14 protein-coding genes and 1 pseudogene are annotated in these 15,551 nt (G+C 71.7%); 9 read left to right on the top strand and 6 right to left on the bottom strand.

The window, feature by feature from the left end; all coding sequences use genetic code 11:
* The 3 genes and pseudogenes from MCHT01_RS27120 to MCHT01_RS08280 form a co-directional block, all read left to right on the top strand.
* Nucleotides 1-556 (top strand): hypothetical protein (locus tag MCHT01_RS27120; RefSeq protein ID WP_218017883.1); only part of this gene is annotated, 556 nt, incomplete at its 5' end.
* Nucleotides 557-676: 120 nt separating this feature from the next.
* The gene (locus tag MCHT01_RS08275) at nucleotides 677-2,134 is read left to right on the top strand and encodes a sigma-54-dependent transcriptional regulator (protein ID WP_067064547.1); all 1,458 of its coding nucleotides are present in this window, start codon (nucleotides 677-679) and stop codon (nucleotides 2,132-2,134) included.
* A gap of 260 nt (nucleotides 2,135-2,394) precedes the next feature.
* Nucleotides 2,395-3,258: pseudogene (locus MCHT01_RS08280) on the top strand (DNA topoisomerase IB); the annotation flags it as partial.
* Nucleotides 3,259-3,406: 148 nt separating this feature from the next.
* Here the strand turns inward: MCHT01_RS08280 and MCHT01_RS27325 are convergent.
* Both MCHT01_RS27325 and MCHT01_RS08285 read right to left on the bottom strand, forming a co-directional pair.
* Nucleotides 3,407-4,225: an HAD-IIIA family hydrolase gene (locus MCHT01_RS27325; RefSeq protein ID WP_084452186.1), complete on the bottom strand. Its 819-nt coding sequence runs from the start codon at nucleotides 4,223-4,225 to the stop codon at nucleotides 3,407-3,409.
* 43 nt (nucleotides 4,226-4,268) lie between these two features.
* On the bottom strand, nucleotides 4,269-4,796 hold the full coding sequence (locus MCHT01_RS08285; protein ID WP_067064549.1) for a response regulator: 528 nt from the start codon (nucleotides 4,794-4,796) through the stop codon (nucleotides 4,269-4,271).
* A 372-nt stretch (nucleotides 4,797-5,168) separates the two neighbouring features.
* Here MCHT01_RS08285 and MCHT01_RS08290 point away from each other — a divergent pair, with 372 nt between their 5' ends.
* From MCHT01_RS08290 to MCHT01_RS08305, 4 genes are all read left to right on the top strand, one after another.
* Nucleotides 5,169-5,654 carry a hypothetical protein gene (locus tag MCHT01_RS08290; RefSeq protein ID WP_067064551.1) on the top strand — a complete coding sequence of 162 codons (486 nt, stop codon included), beginning with the start codon at nucleotides 5,169-5,171 and terminating at the stop codon, nucleotides 5,652-5,654.
* Between the two features lie 175 nt (nucleotides 5,655-5,829).
* A complete protein-coding gene (locus MCHT01_RS08295) occupies nucleotides 5,830-6,195 on the top strand; it encodes a hypothetical protein (protein ID WP_067064553.1) in 366 nt (121 codons plus the stop codon).
* A 13-nt stretch (nucleotides 6,196-6,208) separates the two neighbouring features.
* Complete coding sequence (locus tag MCHT01_RS08300) at nucleotides 6,209-6,739, top strand: hypothetical protein (RefSeq protein ID WP_067064554.1); 531 nt, start codon at nucleotides 6,209-6,211, stop codon at nucleotides 6,737-6,739.
* Nucleotides 6,714-7,370 carry a hypothetical protein gene (locus MCHT01_RS08305; RefSeq protein ID WP_067064556.1) on the top strand — a complete coding sequence of 219 codons (657 nt, stop codon included), beginning with the start codon at nucleotides 6,714-6,716 and terminating at the stop codon, nucleotides 7,368-7,370. Before MCHT01_RS08300 ends, MCHT01_RS08305 begins: the two co-directional genes overlap by 26 nt.
* A 172-nt stretch (nucleotides 7,371-7,542) precedes the next feature.
* On the opposite strand, the gene MCHT01_RS08310 is transcribed toward MCHT01_RS08305, so the two are convergent.
* The 3 genes from MCHT01_RS08310 to MCHT01_RS08320 form a co-directional block, all read right to left on the bottom strand.
* Nucleotides 7,543-7,998 carry a ferritin-like domain-containing protein gene (locus MCHT01_RS08310; protein WP_067064558.1) on the bottom strand — a complete coding sequence of 152 codons (456 nt, stop codon included), beginning with the start codon at nucleotides 7,996-7,998 and terminating at the stop codon, nucleotides 7,543-7,545.
* 67 nt (nucleotides 7,999-8,065) lie between these two features.
* Nucleotides 8,066-10,351: an ATP-binding protein gene (locus MCHT01_RS08315; protein WP_067064559.1), complete on the bottom strand. Its 2,286-nt coding sequence runs from the start codon at nucleotides 10,349-10,351 to the stop codon at nucleotides 8,066-8,068.
* Between the two features lie 83 nt (nucleotides 10,352-10,434).
* Entirely contained in the window at nucleotides 10,435-11,577 is a 1,143-nt protein-coding gene (locus tag MCHT01_RS08320) for an AI-2E family transporter (RefSeq protein ID WP_067064561.1), read from the bottom strand.
* Between the two features lie 486 nt (nucleotides 11,578-12,063).
* Between MCHT01_RS08320 and rpoN the strand changes: the two genes are divergently transcribed.
* Nucleotides 12,064-13,467: an RNA polymerase factor sigma-54 gene (rpoN, locus tag MCHT01_RS08325; protein WP_245643200.1), complete on the top strand. Its 1,404-nt coding sequence runs from the start codon at nucleotides 12,064-12,066 to the stop codon at nucleotides 13,465-13,467.
* A gap of 275 nt (nucleotides 13,468-13,742) precedes the next feature.
* Here rpoN and MCHT01_RS08330 read toward each other — a convergent pair whose 3' ends face one another.
* Nucleotides 13,743-14,189, bottom strand: a complete 447-nt coding sequence (locus tag MCHT01_RS08330) for a hypothetical protein (protein WP_067064565.1) — start codon at nucleotides 14,187-14,189, stop codon at nucleotides 13,743-13,745.
* 92 nt (nucleotides 14,190-14,281) lie between these two features.
* Here MCHT01_RS08330 and MCHT01_RS08335 point away from each other — a divergent pair, with 92 nt between their 5' ends.
* A complete protein-coding gene (locus tag MCHT01_RS08335; RefSeq protein WP_084452193.1) occupies nucleotides 14,282-15,538 on the top strand; it encodes a mechanosensitive ion channel family protein in 1,257 nt (418 codons plus the stop codon).
* Nucleotides 15,539-15,551: the final 13 nt, after the last annotated feature.

The raw sequence follows: 15,551 nt of genomic DNA on the forward strand, positions 1-15,551 counted from the left end.
CGACTCCGACTCCGACTCCGACTCCGACTCCGACTCCGACTCCGACTTCGATGCCGATGCCGATGCCGATGCCGATGCCGATGCCGATAGGCCGCGGAAGGCGACTGCGCGACTCGGACATGTCCCGGAAACCGGGGTGAAATCGTCACCGGACGTTGCGCCGGGCACGGTGCTTGCCCTTTGGGCGGACCGTCAACACAGGAGTCTTTTCATGCACCTGCGCAAGCTCGCCTGGGCTGTTCCGCTGATGCTGGCCGCGACCGCGGTCCACGCGGAGAACGCCGGCAGTTTCCTGGAGGGTGCCAAGCTCGCGTCGCTGGCGCGTCCGGAGGCCGCGGCCCCGGCCCACGGCCCCTCCGTCCATGCCGGCGGCGCCCATGGCGCCAACGGGACCGCCCCGCGCTCGCCCGCCGCCACGCCCTCGATGACGGAGGTGCTGACCGCCGACGCCGCGGACACGGAATCGCGCTCGTCCTTCGAGATCCGGAATTTCCTGACCCTGGTGGTTGCCCTGGCCCTGGTGGGCTGGATCCAGCGCCGCCGTCGCGATGCCTGAGGACATCGTCCGGATCGACGATCGTCACCGGAATATTTTTCAAATCGATGCGAGGCCGGGGCTGGCAATCCGTCGGGTTGCTGCAAGAATGGCCCGCGCCCCACAAACAAGGATGTACCGGTGACCCATGCGTTGATCGTGGATGACGATGTCGATTCCGTCGCCACTCTGCAAGAACTGATTGCGAGCGAGAAGTTCACCGTCTCGGTGGCCCATACCCTGCGCGACGCGCGCCGCCACATCGCGCTGCAGCAGCCCGATGTCGTCCTGCTGGACCTGCAGCTGCCCGACGGCAACGGCATGGAGCTCTTCCAGGACCCGCAGCTGGTGGCCAACTCCGAGGTCGTGCTGATCACCGGCCACGCCAGCCTGGACACCTCCATCCAGGCGCTGCGCCTGGGCGCCGCCGACTACCTGGTCAAGCCGATCAACATCACGCAGCTGCAGGGCGTGCTGTCGCGCGTGATGAAGCCCGCGGCGCTGCAGGCCGAGGTCGCGGACCTGAACGCCAACCTCGCCCAGAGCGGCCACTTCGGCCTGCTGTGGGGCCGCACGCCGCCGATGCAGCGCATCTACGACCAGATCTCGCGTGTGGCGGGGACCAGCGTGTCGGTCTTCATCAACGGCGAGAGCGGCACCGGCAAGGAGCTGGTCGCGCAGACGGTGCACGACCTGAGCCGCCGTCGCAAGAAGCCCTTCCTGGCGGTGAACTGCGGCGCGATCTCCCCGAACCTGATCGAGAGCGAGATCTTCGGCCACGAGAAGGGCGCCTTCACCGGCGCGGACAAGCAGCACGAGGGCTTCTTCGAGCGCGCCAGCGGCGGCACGCTGTTCCTGGACGAGCTGACCGAGATGCCGCTGGAGCTGCAGGTCAAGCTGCTGCGCGTGCTGGAGACCGGGCGCTTCATGCGCGTGGGCTCGACCACGACGCTGGACGCGGACGTGCGGGTGATCGCGGCGTCCAACCGGCCGCTGCTGCAGGCGGTGCAGGCGGGCAAGCTGCGCGAGGACCTGCTGTACCGCTTGAACGTGTTCCCCATCGAGATGCCCCCGCTGCGCGAGCGCCTGGACGACGTCCCGCTGCTGGCGGACCACTTCCTGCGCGGCATCGGCGCGAAGGAAGGCAAGAGCAAGCGCTTCACCGCGAAGGCGCTGGCGCAACTGCAGACCTACCACTGGCCGGGCAACGTGCGCGAGCTGCGCAACGCGGTGCAGCGCGCCTATGTGATGGCCTCGGGCGACTCGGTCGACGAGCAGTGGCTGCCGCGCGGAGAGGGCGTCGAGCCCGCCGCCGCTGCCGCGCCGGCCGGGGTCGTGGCCTCGACGGCGACCGCGATGAGCGTGGCCGCGCCCGTGGCGTCGGCGCCGGCCGAGTCCTCCGGCTCGTCGGTGACGATGCCGCTGGGCAGCTCGATGGCGCAGGTGGAGAAGGCCTTCATCCTGGCCACGCTGCAGCACTACAAGCACCACAAGGAACAGACCGCCGCGGTGCTGGGCATCAGCCTGAAGACGCTGTACAACCGCCTCAAGGAGTACGCCGCCGAGGACGCCGCCGCGGCCGACAAGGCCGAGCAGTAATCCATCCGCCGCTGCCACCGGGGTGTTGACCTTGCGGCCCGAGGACCCTGTCCCTCTGGGCCCGGTCCGCTGACCCTGACCCCCGACCCTGGTCCGCTGCCCCCGGCTCTCGGACCTCGTCCCAGCGAACCCCGTGGTGCCGAGCCTGGCGTGAGGTCGCTCCTGCGCGGCGCGTGCGGCCCCCTCTCCCGCGAGGCGGGAGAGGGCGGGGGTGAGGGTCGTGGCACGCCACCTGCCTCGACCTGCGCAGGAGGTGCCACATGTCCCTGCGCTGGGTGTCCGATTGCGAACCGGGTCTGCGCCGCAAGCGCGCGGCCAAGGGCTTCCGCTACGTCGATGCCGAAGGCCGCCCGATCCGGGACCCGGTGACGCTCCAGCGCATCCGCGCGCTGGCGATCCCGCCCGCCTACGTCGACGTCTGGATCTGCGCCTGCGACGACGGCCACATCCAGGCCACCGCCCGCGACGCGCGCGGCCGCAAGCAATACCGCTATCACGCCGACTGGATGGCCCTGCGGGGCGAGAACAAGTTCGGGCTGCTGCTGGACTTCGGCCAGCGCCTGCCACGCCTGCGCCGCGCGGTGCAGCGCCGGCTGCGCGAGGGTGGCCTCGATCGCGCGCGCGTCATCGCGGCGCTGGTGCGCTTGCTCGACCGCACCTGGATGCGCATCGGTCACCGCGAGTACGCCCGCAGCAACGGCTCCTATGGCCTGAGCTCGCTGCTCAGCCGGCATGTGAAGGTGAGCGGCGACGCCTTGCTCCTGAGCTTCCCCGGCAAGAGCGGCGTGCGACATCAGCTCGCGGTGCGCGACGAGCGCGTGGCGGCACTGGTGCGCCGCTGCCGCGATCTGCCCGGGCAGGAGCTCTTCGGCTATGAGGACGAACAGGGCGAGGCGCATCGCATCGATGCCGCCGACGTGAACGACTGGCTGGCCGAGCAGGGCGGTCCGACCTGCAGCGCCAAGGTCTTCCGCACCTGGCACGCGAGCGTGCACGCGCTGGACCTGCTGCTGACGCATGCGCGCGCGGGCACGGCGCCGGTCGATGCGGGCAAGCAGACGATCCAGGCGGTGGCCGCGCGGCTGGGCAACACCGTCGCCGTCTGCCGCAAGGCCTACGTGCATCCGGCGGTGCTCGACTGGGCGCAGTCGGATCGGCTGTCGACGCTGCCCGATCAGCGCTGGATGCGGACGCCTCCGGCCGTCGCGGGCCTGAGCCTGGCCGAGCGTCGCCTGATGGGGCTGCTGCGGACGCAGCCCCGCGTGGAGGTCGCTACACCGGCGCCGGCGCCCCGTTCAGCGGCGTCGGTGGCGGACTCGACGCGATCGGCTCATCCGGCGAGCCCGCGCCCGGCACCTCGTCCAGCGCGTCGGGCGGCACTGCGTCGACCGCCGCGGGCAACGTCGTCGTCGTCACCGCGCAAGCCGCCGCATGCGCGGCCAGCAGCTGATCGGTGAGCGACGGCCAGTCGCTGAACACGGCGTCCGGCTCGCGCAGCGGCGAGCGTCGCCAGAGGGTTTCCGCGCCGGTGTCCAGCAGCCAGCCGGCCGTGCCGGCGCGGTGTCCGGCCTCGACGTCGTCCAGCGTGTCGCCGACCATCCAGGATCGCGCCAGGTCCAGCCGATGCGCGCGCGCCGTGCGCAGCAGCATGCCGGGGGCGGGCTTGCGGCACAGGCAGGCCGGGCGGCCTTGCGCATCGGGCGCGTGCGGGCAGACGGCGACGTCGTCGACGATCACGTCGAACTCGTCCCGCAGGCGCTTGACCAGCGCCGCCTGCAGTTGCGCGAACTGGACCCGCGTGAACGCGCCGCGCGCCAGTCCGCTTTCATTCGTGACGATCACGAGCGCCAGGCCCGCCTGCCGCAGACGCGCCAGCGATTCACCGGCGCCCGGGACGAAGCGCAGCCGCGCCGGATCGGCCGCGAGCGCGGGCGGGTCGTCGGGGTCGGGGGGCTCGACGAGGGTGCCGTCCTTGTCGACGAAGAGCGCCGGCCGCAGCGGCGCGTGCAGGGCCGCCTCGCGGCGGTCGCGCTCGAGCCCCAGGTCGGCGATGGAGATGGTGCCCAAGGGGGCGTCGAGCCAGGCACTCATGCGCGGCTCCTGAAGCGGCCTCCCCGCCGCGCGCGGCACGGGCTCATCGCATCCAGCCCATGCTGCCGGCCTGGCGATGCGCCGCGGACAGGCCGGGCCGCGGCCGTGCCGCGAGTCCGGGCGTGTCGTCGCGCCGGACGCCACCGGGCGCCGGATCGACCATCGCGCCGCCGGGCTCGCCGGTGGGCAGCAGCGAGGCGCGCGGCGGCGGCAGCAGTTCGGCGAGGCGGGCCAGGGTGCGGCGCACATCCAGCGGCTTGGCCCACAGCTCCATGAAGCCGGCGCCCAGCGCGTCGAAGTCGGAATCGGCGGTCACCGCGATGGCCGGCACCTGCGCCAGGCTGCTGCGCATGCGCAGCAACTTCAGCAGATCGGAGCCGTGGCAGTCGGGCAGGTTGAGGTCGACCAGCAGCAGCGCGGGCTGCAGCTTGCTGCTCAGGCGCCAGGCGGGCATGCCGGCCTCGGCGATGTGCAGGCGCAGGTCGCGGCGCTGCTCGAACATGGCCTCCATCACGATCACGTTGAGCGGGCTGTCTTCGATGTACAGCACCGAGGTGAGACCGTCGTTCATCGATTCGCTCCTTCCCTGTTCTGATCCAGTTCGTCGCGAAAGAGGGCAAGTGCCGTGCCCGGCGGACCCCCCTGCCTTTGGGGGCATGGAGATACCGCGGTGTTACCGGTGAATGGCCGCCACGTCAACGTCGGCGACCGCTTGACCCGCCGGCGCGCAGGGCGATCCCGGTCGGACCGGAGGGGTCCGGGACGCCTTCCCGCGATATCGGCCCGAGAGGATTGGGCATGAGCCATTCCTGGCGGGCTCCCCTCCAAAGAGGGGACAGGGCTTGCGTGCCTTCGCCGCTCGCAAAGGGCGGATGGCCGATGGGCATGAGGCTTGCCTTCCACAGGATGTCCCCGGGACGTCGCCCGGGATGAAGGAGCGACCATGGCCACTCGCACCGCCCGCCCCGAGAGGCTGGCCAGCAGCTTCGGGGTCTACAAGCCGGTCAACCACCTCGTGATCAGCTTCCCCGGCGCGGCCGAGGCCGGCCAGGCCGGCGCCGCCATCGCCGCGCACGGTGTGGCCGATGCGGACCTCCATGTGTTCACCGATCGCGAGATGAGCGCGCAGGTCGAGCATGACCTGCAACGCGCCAGTCCGCTGGCGGCGATCGGTCAGGAGGTCAACCTGCTGCGCAGCCACGGCGAGCTGGCCAGCCGCGGCTTCCACTTCCTGGTGGTGAAGGCCAGCGACGACGCGCAGGCGCGGGAGATCGCCGAGATCGCGCGCCGCAATCACGCCGAGCGCGCCCAGTACTACGGCCACTTCATCATCGAGGAGCTGATCGAGCCGGAGGGCGGTCGCCCGCAGGTGGCGGAGTCCCCACAGCGCGGGCTGGACACGCATCCCAAGCCGCCGCTGCCGCGCTGATCAGGCGGACCCCCGGCGCTCGCGCGCGTGCCGGGAAGGCCGGCGGGCATCGCCGGCCCGGCGCCGACGAGGGGCGTCGCAGGAAAGTCGAGCGCGGCAAGGTACGCGGCTTGCCGTCGGTGGGGCTCACCCACCACCGCCATCCGCCTCCGCGCGACACGAAAGGACTTCCGCCATGAGCACCACGCCCAACAACGAGAAGAGCGACAAGACCGTCCCGTTCACGACGGCCGAGGATGCCGCCAAGATCGCCAACGGCGCCGCGCCCTCGAGCACGGCGGCCGTGGACATGGTCAATCGTGTCGCCGACAAGGCGCACGCGACCATCGACCGCCTGGCGACGACGGCGGCCCCGGCGGCGCAGCAGTTGCAGAAGAGCCTGGAGGACACGAACGACATGCTGCACGAGCGCGCCGATCGGCTGCGCGCCACCGGCAACGAGTGGTGCGACGGCGTGCGCGCGAACGTGCGCGAGCATCCGCTGATGGCGATCGGCACCGCGCTGGCGGTCGGCATGCTGATCGCGCGTCTGACGCGCTGAGCCCGGCGCGCCCATGAGCGACAGCGACGTTCCGCCGTCCTTCTCGACCGCCGCGGACGCGGGGCCCTCCGGGCCTCCCGTCCCTCCCGGCCCGCCGCCCGACGTCGGCTGGCTGGGCGATCTCCACGGCCTGGGCCGCGCCGCGCGCGGCATGGTGTCGGGCCGGCTGTCGCTGCTCGCGCTGGAACTGCGGCGCGCGCAGCACGGCCTGGTCAGCTTGGTCATCCTGGGCGTGGTCGCCGCGATCGCCGGCACCACGGCCTGGATCGCGCTGTGGGCCCTGATCGCCGCGCTGGCCGTGCATCTGCTCGGCCTGAGCTGGCCCTGGGCCTTCGCCGGCGTGCTGGTCTTCAACCTGCTGGTGATGCTGTGGGTCGTCGCGGCGATGAAGTCGCTGACCCCGCTGCTGTCGCTGCCGGCCTCGCGACGCCAGTTCCACTGGCTGTTCAACGACCCCAACGATCCCCCCGACCCGAGGACGGCCGCCGCCGCGCCGGGTCCGCAGGAGCCCCCCGCCCATGGCCATCCCACCGCCACGCCCTGACCCCCGCGGCATCCCCGACGTCCCCGACCGCGCGCTCGCGCAGCCGCCGGAGTCGCTGGCGGACCTCGCGCTGCGCATCGAGATGGCCGAGCTGCGCGTGGTGCGTCGCGACCTGGAGTTCCGGCTGCATCTGGATTCGCTGCAGCACCGCGGCAAGGCCGTGCTGGTGCCGAGCCGCTGGCTGCTGCCGGCGCTGGGCACCGGCGCGAGCTGGCTGTTCTGGCGCCTCGTGCGGCGGCGGCCCAAGGGCCATCGCGGCGAGGGCCGCCATCGGGACGATCACGCGCACCGGCAGGCGCACGGCCATGGGCATGGCTCGGCGCATGCTCACTCGGCGCATCACGCGCCTCACGCCCATGGTCCTGGCGGCCCGTTCGGGCGCGATCCCGGTGAATCGTCGACGCAGGGGTCTTCGCCTCACGCGCACCAGGACGGCGGCGGCCATCTGCAGCTGCTGACGATGCTGTGGGGCCTGGTGCCGCTCAGCCTGCGGGGGCGCGTGCATCCCGAGATCGCCCAGCTCCTGATGGGCGTGGTGGCGGGCTACCTGCAGGGGCGCAAGGAACAGCGAGCAGCCGCGCACCCCGCGGACACGCCCGCCGCTTCCGGCTCACATCGCGCCGCCGACTGAACCGATCCCCCGCAGCGGCGTGAGCGCCGCCGCGCCGAGGGATCGGGTCGCAGCCCCCCGATATCCGAGCCCCGAGACCGGAGACCGGAGACCGGAGACCGAGAGATCGAGAGACCGGGGCGGGGGGGTCGGGAACGCCCCCGCGGGGGGGCGAACGCCGGATCTCGGCCGATCAGGCGTCGGCGTTGCGCGCCTGATCGCGCAGCAGCTTGATCTGGTCGTGGTTGCGGAGCGCGCCGGCCAGTTGGCGCTGCACGACCTCGAGCACGGGCGCGGGCAACTCCTTCTGCGCGGCCTTGCGGTAGCGCGCGACGGCGCTGTCCTCGCCGCGCTCGCATTCCTCGAGCATGGCCTTGTCGCTGTAGCCGGTCAGCGTGCCCTTGACCGCCACCCAGCCGCGATGCATCGCGCCGGTGGTCGATCCTTCGTCCTCGGGTGTGCCGCCGTGCTGCCGCACCAGCTGCTGCAATTCCGCGCAGGCCTGGCGGCAATCCGCGGCGCGCTGGGCGAAGACTTCGCGCAGGCTGGCGCTCTTCACGTGCTCGGCACAGCTGAGAAAGCCGTATTCGCCGTCCTTGCAGGTCTCGATGAGCGTGTTGAGCTCGTTGATCACGTCCTTGCTGTCCATGGCGATCCTTCCGGGGTGGGAGTGGTGATGCCTGGAATCAGCAAGGGCTGTACCCGCGTGACCTCCGTCAGGCCTCGGTCGGCAGGCCCATCGCGCGGCGCAGGCCGTCGAGGATCTGCGACGGCGACGCGGGCTTGCGCAGCACGATGAACGAGGACTCCGCGGTGAGCGCGGCGCTGTAGCCGCTGATCAGCACCACCGGCAGGCCGGGCCGGCGCTTGCGCAGCTCCCGTGCCAGCGCCTGGCCGTCCATGGAGCCCGGCATCACCACGTCCGACAGCACCACGTCGATCGCCGCGCCGGCGCCGAACTGCTGCAGGGCCTCGTCGGCGTCGCGCGCGCTCAGCACCTGGCAGGAGAAGCTGCGCAACAGGCTGGCGGTGACCCGCGCCAGCTCCTCGTTGTCCTCGACCAGCAGCACCCGCACGCCCGACAGGCTGCCCGCCATCGACGCCACGCCGCTCGCGCCGGCCGGCATCGCCTCGCGCGGCGCGGGCGCGCTGGTCTGCGAGGGCAGCAGCAGCGTCACCGTGGTGCCCGCGCCGGGCTGGCTGGCGATCTTGGCCGTGCCGCCGGCCTGCACGCAGAAGCCCAGCACCTGGCTGAGGCCCAGGCCCGTGCCCTTGCCGACGGCCTTGGTGGTGAAGAAGGGCTCGAACACGCGTGCCAGCACGTCCTCGGGGATGCCCGGGCCGCGGTCGGTGAAGCTGATGGCGACGTACTCGCCCGGCGCCAGGTCGTCCACGTCCCAGGACTCGGCCCGGCGCGCGTCCAGCGTGATCTCGCCCATGCCGTCGGTCGCGTCGCGCGCGTTCAGCGCGATGTTGATCAGCGACAGTTCCAGCTCCGAGGGGTCCACGCGCACGTTGGGCAGCTCCGGCGCGATGGTCACCGTCAGCTGCATGCGCTTGCCCAGCACGGTGGTCAGCAGCTCCTTGGCCTCGCCCAAGGTCGAGCGCAGGTCCACCAGCTGCGGATGCACCGGCTGGCGGCCGGCCACCCGCAGCAGGTGCTGCGTCATGCGGCTGCCCACCTCGACCGACCGGATGATCGCGCCCAGCGGCATCTGCAGCGACTCCGCGGCGGGGCTGCGCTGGATCAGGTGGGCGCTGTTGCTGATCACGCCCAGCAGGTTGTTGAAGTCGTGCGCCACGCCGCCGGTCAGGCGGCCCAGCGCGGCCGTGCGCTGCGAGCGCGAGCTGAGCTGCTCCGCCTCGCGCGTGCGGTCGACGGCTTCGTTGACGCGCTCCTCGAGCTCGGCGCGTCCTTGGCGGATCGCGACGCTGGCGTCCTCCAGCGCCAGGGCCACCTCGTCGCACTCGACCATGCCGGTGGGGGGCGCCTGCACGGGCTCGCCCGCGCGCAGCTTGGTGGCGATCGCGTGCAGCGCGTGGATGGGCTCGGAGATGCGGCGACTGATCCACACCGCGCCGATCAGGCCCGTCAGCACCAGCAGCAGCGCGCCCACCGCGATCGGCTGCAGCGGCGCCACGCGTCCGCCCAGCAGGGATTGGCGCGGCACCGCAGTGATCACGGTCCACCCCTGCGGCGACTTGGCGAAGTAGCCCGTCACCGGCTGGCCGTCGAGGTTCACGGAGTCGAAGACGGCCTCCTCGTGCGACTTCATCAACTGGAGCAGGTCGGTGGTCCCGGGCCGGCCGGCGAAGCTGATGCCGCCGGGATGCCGCGCGACGATGGTCCCGCGGCTGTCCATGATGGTGGCGGTCCAGTCCGGGGGCAGGCCTTGCGCGTCGATGATCTGCTGCAGCTCCTGCGGCAGCAGCGTCACGGCCATGTTGAACCAGACATGGCCGCCACGCTCGATCGGTTGGACCACGGTGGCGCGCAGCTGGCCGGTGGCCGGGTCCGGCAGCAGCGGACCGACGACGGGCTGCTCCAGCAGCGGCAGTCCTTCCTTGACGGTGGCGTGGCCCGCCGGCGTGGGTGGGGGCTCGGGGGGCGCGGTCGGGGCGCTGGCGGCATCGGCGCGGCGGCCCGGGGCCAGCCGGGTGCTGAACAGGGTGCGGTCGGGGGCGTTCAGCTCGACCCAGCCGGACAGGCCCTGCATCGCGCGGCGGGACTGCAGTTCCAGCATCGCCAGATCGTCGGCCGGGATCTGCGGCGCGTTGTCCAGGATCTGCGACAGCGACAGCACCCGCGCGATGCCGGCGCGGCGCGCCAGCTCCTTGTCGACCACCATGGACAGCGCGCGCGTGTTGTCGCGCATGTGGCGCACCAGCGCGTCCTTCTCGTCGGTCCAGGTCTGCCAGCTGACCCACAGCGCGGCGATGACGCCGGGCAGCATCACGGCCAGGACCAGGAGGAGCAGACGGGAGCGGATCGGCAGGGGCATGGGCGCTTCGGGTGGATGGACGCGCCAGCGGGGCCAGGCGGCGCCCGCGTCGCGTCGAGGCGGCAGATTATGGGTGGTGCTGTTCAACGACGTTCCCTTCGCGGCGCCGCTTCACGCAACAGGGTGGCCAGCGGCGGGCAGGGCCGGTCGCTGCCACGCAGGTAGAGCGCCACCGGGCGCATGCGGCGGTTGCGCTGGCTGAAGCTGCGCAGGCAGATCAGCAGCGGCACGGCCAGCACCGCGCCGGCCACGCCCCAGAGCCATCCCCAGAACATCACCGACAACAGCACCGACAGCGGATTCATCGACAGCCGCTTCCCCACCACCAGCGGGGTCACGACGTTGGCCTCCAGGCCGTGGAGGCACAGGTAGGCGGCGACCGGCGCCAGCAGCGCGCCCAGGCCGCCGTCGCCCGGCGACGTGGCCACCGACGCCGCCAGCAGCAGGCCGGCCATGATCAGCGGGCCCAGGTAGGGGATGAAGTTCAGCAGCACGGCCAGCGCGCCCCACAGGCCGGGGTTGGGCAGGTCCAGCAGCCACATCGCGCCGGCGACGACGCCGCCCACCACCAGGTTGATGGCGGTCACCGACACCATGTAGCGCGAGATGTCGCGCTGCGCCGCGCGCAAGCCGCTGAGCACCGAGCAGCGCAATCGGGGCCGGTGCGGCAGCAGCTCGATGCAGCGCGACAGCACCCAGTGCTCGGAGGCGAGCAGGAAGTACAGCAGGATGGTGGTCGCCGCGGCCGAGACCATCAGCCGCAGGCCGCCGCCGACCAGCTGCGCGGTCAGGGCCACGCCTTCGCTGGCCAGGCGCTCGCGCAGCGGGTCGGCCGGCGGCGGCGCGGCCCGACTCGCGCGGCGCTCCGTGGGCGGGCCGAAGCCGGGGATGGACGCGCGCCAGCGGTCGACGCGGTTCAGCCCCTGCGACAGGGCCTGCGGGGCGCGCTCCCACCACTGCGCGGCGGGCTCGGCCAGCAGCGCCGCCGCGAGCACCGTGCAGCCGACGACGGTGGTGACCAGCATCGCCGCGCTGACGGCCTCGGGCACACCGTGGTGGCGCATGGTCCGCACGGCCGGCGCCAGCACGAAGGTCAGGATCAGCGCGACCAGCACCGGCAGCACGATGGCGCTGGCTTCCTTGAGCAGGAAGATCAGCGCGATCAACAGCAGGCCGCGCGTCGCCCAGCGGCGCATCGAGGACGGGGGCAGGGCGACGTCGCGCAAGATGTAAGGAAGGGTCGGGGAAGGGGGGATCCAGCCCCTCGAAGCAAGGCCCGGGCCAGCCCCTGCGAGCCGAACGGGTACGCGGAGTTACGCGCGCGGGTCGCTCGCCCGCGTCCGAACGGACCACGCCGGCTGGCAAAAAGTGCCGAAAAGCTTGCCGCGCCGGAGGGCTCCGGCGGCGCCCGCCGCGAGGGCGGCATGGCCGTGGCGCGCGCGACGGAAATTCTTGGTCGCGACCCTGCGATCACCGGCAGGGCCCATGCCTGTTGACTTTGCGGGGATCGGGCGGGCACGACGGATGGCGCGCGGCCCGCGATGTGAAACCGCCGGACGGTGTCGGCATGGGTCTTGCGTTGAGAGGGCATCGCGCCGGTTCGCCGGCACGGCCTACCAGCGGCAAGGGCACGCGGCGTGCGCCCGAACCCGATGTCGTTGCGGGCCGTTTCATTTGACCCGAACGGATTCAGGAGTTTCACAGTGGGAGCCATGGAACTACGGCACGAGCACAGGCAGTCGCAGACGCTGTCGCCTCGCCTCCAGCACGCCGTGCGGCTGCTGCAGATGTCCTCGCTGGACTTTTCGACGATGGTCACCGACATGCTGGGGCGCAACCCCTTCCTCGAGGTGACCGAGGCGTCCGATGACGCTTCGCCGCTGGAATCCGATGTCGCGGTGGCCCCGGCCCCGGTGATGTCGGAAGCGCCCGAGCCTCTGCCCGACGATCGCGAGATCTGGCGCGCGGAGACCTCCGGCTCGATCCGCCGCGCGGATGACGGCGAGCTCAGCGCCCTGGAGATGACCGCCGCGCAGACCTGCCTGCGCGAGCATCTGCGCAGCCAGCTCAACGTGCTGCGCCTGTCGCCGCGCGACCTGCTGCTGGCCACCATCGTGGCCGAGTCGGTCGACGACGACGGCTACCTGCGCAGCTCGCTGGAAGAGTTGGCCGCGGTCGCCCAGATGCAGCCGCCGGTGGCGCTGGAGGAGATGCAGATCGCCCTCAAGCGCGTGCAGGCCCTGGATCCGCTGGGCGTCGGCGCCCGCAGCGTGGCCGAATGCCTGCTGCTGCAGCTGCCCAAGATCGAGGACACGCGCAGCCGCCTGCTCGCCGAGCGCGTCATCACCCAACATCTGAACCTGCTGGCCTCCCGCGACGTGCCGTCGCTGGCGCAACTGCTGGACGTGAGCGTGGCGGAGGCCGAGGCCGTCTGCCTGAAGCTGCGCCGCTTCGACCCGCGCCCGGGCTGGCGCTACGAGACCACGCAGGCGGCGTACATCGTGCCGGACGTGCTGACGACCAAGGTGCGCGGCCAGTGGCGCGTGCAGCTGAATCCGGCCGTCATCCCCAAGGTGCGGATGAACCAGGTCTATGCGGAGCTGTTCCAGCGCCATCGCCAGCAGGGGCATGCCGAGATGGCCAACCACCTGCAGGAAGCGCGCTGGACCATGCGCAACATCGAGCAGCGCTTCTCGACGATCCTGGACGTGGCCAACGCGATCGTGAAGCGTCAGCGCCACTTCCTGGAGTTCGGCGCGATGGCGATGAAGCCGCTGGGGCTGAAGGAGATTGCCGATGAATGCGGCATCCACGAGTCCACGGTCTCGCGCGTGACCAACAACAAGTACCTGGCGACGCCGACTGGCGTGTACGAGCTGAAGTACTTCTTCTCGCGCGCGATCGTGAGTAGCAACGGCAGCGCGTGCTCGGGCACGGCGATCCGCGGGCTGATCAAGGACATCATCGAGGCCGAGCGACCCGAGAACCCGCTGTCCGACGCCGAGATCACCCGCCAGCTGGCCCGCCAGGGTCTGGTGGTGGCGCGTCGCACGGTGACCAAGTACCGCCAGATGCTGCGCATCGACGCGGTGGAGCGCCGCCGGCAGCACAGCTGATCCCGCATTCCGAGGCGCGATGGAGACAAGGATGGGGCCCCATGAGGCCCCATTTTCATGGGCAGGTCACCACGGCCGGCCGATCACGGGTCGTCATCCTCGAGCGCCCACGTGCTCACGCTGCCATATGGTCGTATGGTCATGCGGCCATGCGGCCATGCAGCCATGCAGCCATGCAGCCGTGCGGCCGTGCGGCCGTGCGGCCATGCAGCCATGCAGCCGTGCGGCCTGAGGCCTGAGGCCATGCGTTCATGCGTTCATGCGGTCATGCGCGCTCAGCGCTTGTCGTCGGGCCGCTTGCCCGGGCGGCGAGTGCCGCCTTCGTCGCTGCCGCTCGTGGTCGTCCCCGCGGTGGCGCCGGCCTCCTTGAGCACCCGATCGCGTCGCTCGGCGTCGAGCCCGGGCGTCGCGCGCAGATCGGTGTCGACCTGGCCACGCTGGAGATCCTCGTGAGCTTGGCCCATGACCGCGTGCTGCTGCTCGCCGGCGGCGCCGGTGCCCATGCCGCCGGTGGAGTCGCCGCCGGTGCTCTGATCGCGTTCGTGCGGCAACTGCGCGTCGTGGTCCGATCCCGTCGGCGAGGGCTCCTCGAGATCGCCGGGCGCGACGGGCGCCTTGTCGAGCAGACGGCGCGGCGCGGCGGCGCCGGTCTCGGCGCATGTCTGGTCGTCGCGCGGTCGGCCGGGACGGGCGTCGGGCGGGGGGCGGCGATCGGTGGCCATGGGGCACTCCTGTTCGTTCTGATGCTCTGAACTCGGCAATCGGGTGTCCCACCGACCGCCGTGCCGGAACGGGACTTGCCCGACCGGCGCCCATGAGCATCGCCATTCCTGGCGGCGTGGCCAGCGCCGCCCACGCCGCGAGCACCGCCCACGCCGCGAGCGCGGCCACTGCAACCAGCGCCGCCAGCGCGGCCGCGGCCGCAAGTGCGGCGGGCGGCGTCACGCCCGCCATCGCCTGGCGGTCCCGGCTCCTGCTGCTCGACGCGGACCTGGTGATCTGGGGTCAGCTCTTGCTCGGCGCGGTGGTGATCGTCGCGGGCGCGCTGCTGCTGCACGCGATCCTGCGGCCGATCGCGCTGCGGCTGACACGCTTCTCGGTACCGCTGACCGCCGTGGTCCAGCGCTGTCTGAGCCCCACGCGCTGGGCGATGCCCATCGTCGGCTTGCTCATCGCGGCGCAGGGCGTGCCCGACACGGTCGCCGGCATCGACGGCGCGCAACACCTGCTGGGCGTGCTGACGCTGGTCGCGTTGGCGGCCGTCGGAATCGGCGCGATCACCGGCGTGGCCAACGGCGTGGCGCTGATGCACCCGGCCGACGTCGAGGACAACCTCGCGGCCCGCCGCATCCAGACCCAGACCAAGGTGCTGGCGCGCATCGCCAAGGGCGCGGTGATGCTGACGGCGCTGGCCTTCATCCTCATGACCTTCCCGCGGGCGCGTCAGGTCGGCGCGAGCCTGCTGGCCTCGGCAGGCATCGCCGGCCTGGTCTTCGGCCTCGCGGCACGCTCGGTCTTCGGCAACCTGCTCGCGGGCCTGCAGATCGCGATGGCGCAGCCGATCCGCCTCGACGACGTGCTCATCATCCAGGGCGAGTGGGGGCGGGTGGAGGAGATCACCTCGACCTATGTGGTACTCAAGATCTGGGACGAACGTCGGCTCGTGATCCCGCTGCAGTGGTTCATCGAGAACCCGTTCCAGAACTGGACACGCACCAGCGCGAGCATCCTCGGCACAGTGATGCTGTGGGTGGACTTCACGCTGCCCGTGCAGGAACTGCGTGACAAGGCGTTGACCATGTGCAAGGGGTCGACCCATTGGGACGGGCGGGTCTGCGGCGTGCAGGTCGTGGAGACCACCGAGCGCACGATGCAGATCCGCGTGCTGGTCAGCGCGAAGGACTCGGGCAAGGCCTTCGACCTGCGGTGCGAGTTGCGCGAGGGGCTGATCGCGTGGCTGCAGAAGACGCATCCGCAGTCGTTGCCGCGGGTCAGGGCCTTGGTCGAGGACATCGCTGCTCCGGCGGCACCCGTGTTGAAGCCCTCATTGCCGCCGTCGCCGGCGCCTTGAACGCTTGTTTGGA

Source organism: Mitsuaria chitosanitabida ATCC BAA-476 = NBRC 102408 (genome assembly GCF_001598255.1).
GTDB lineage: Bacteria > Pseudomonadota > Gammaproteobacteria > Burkholderiales > Burkholderiaceae_C > Roseateles > Roseateles chitosanitabidus.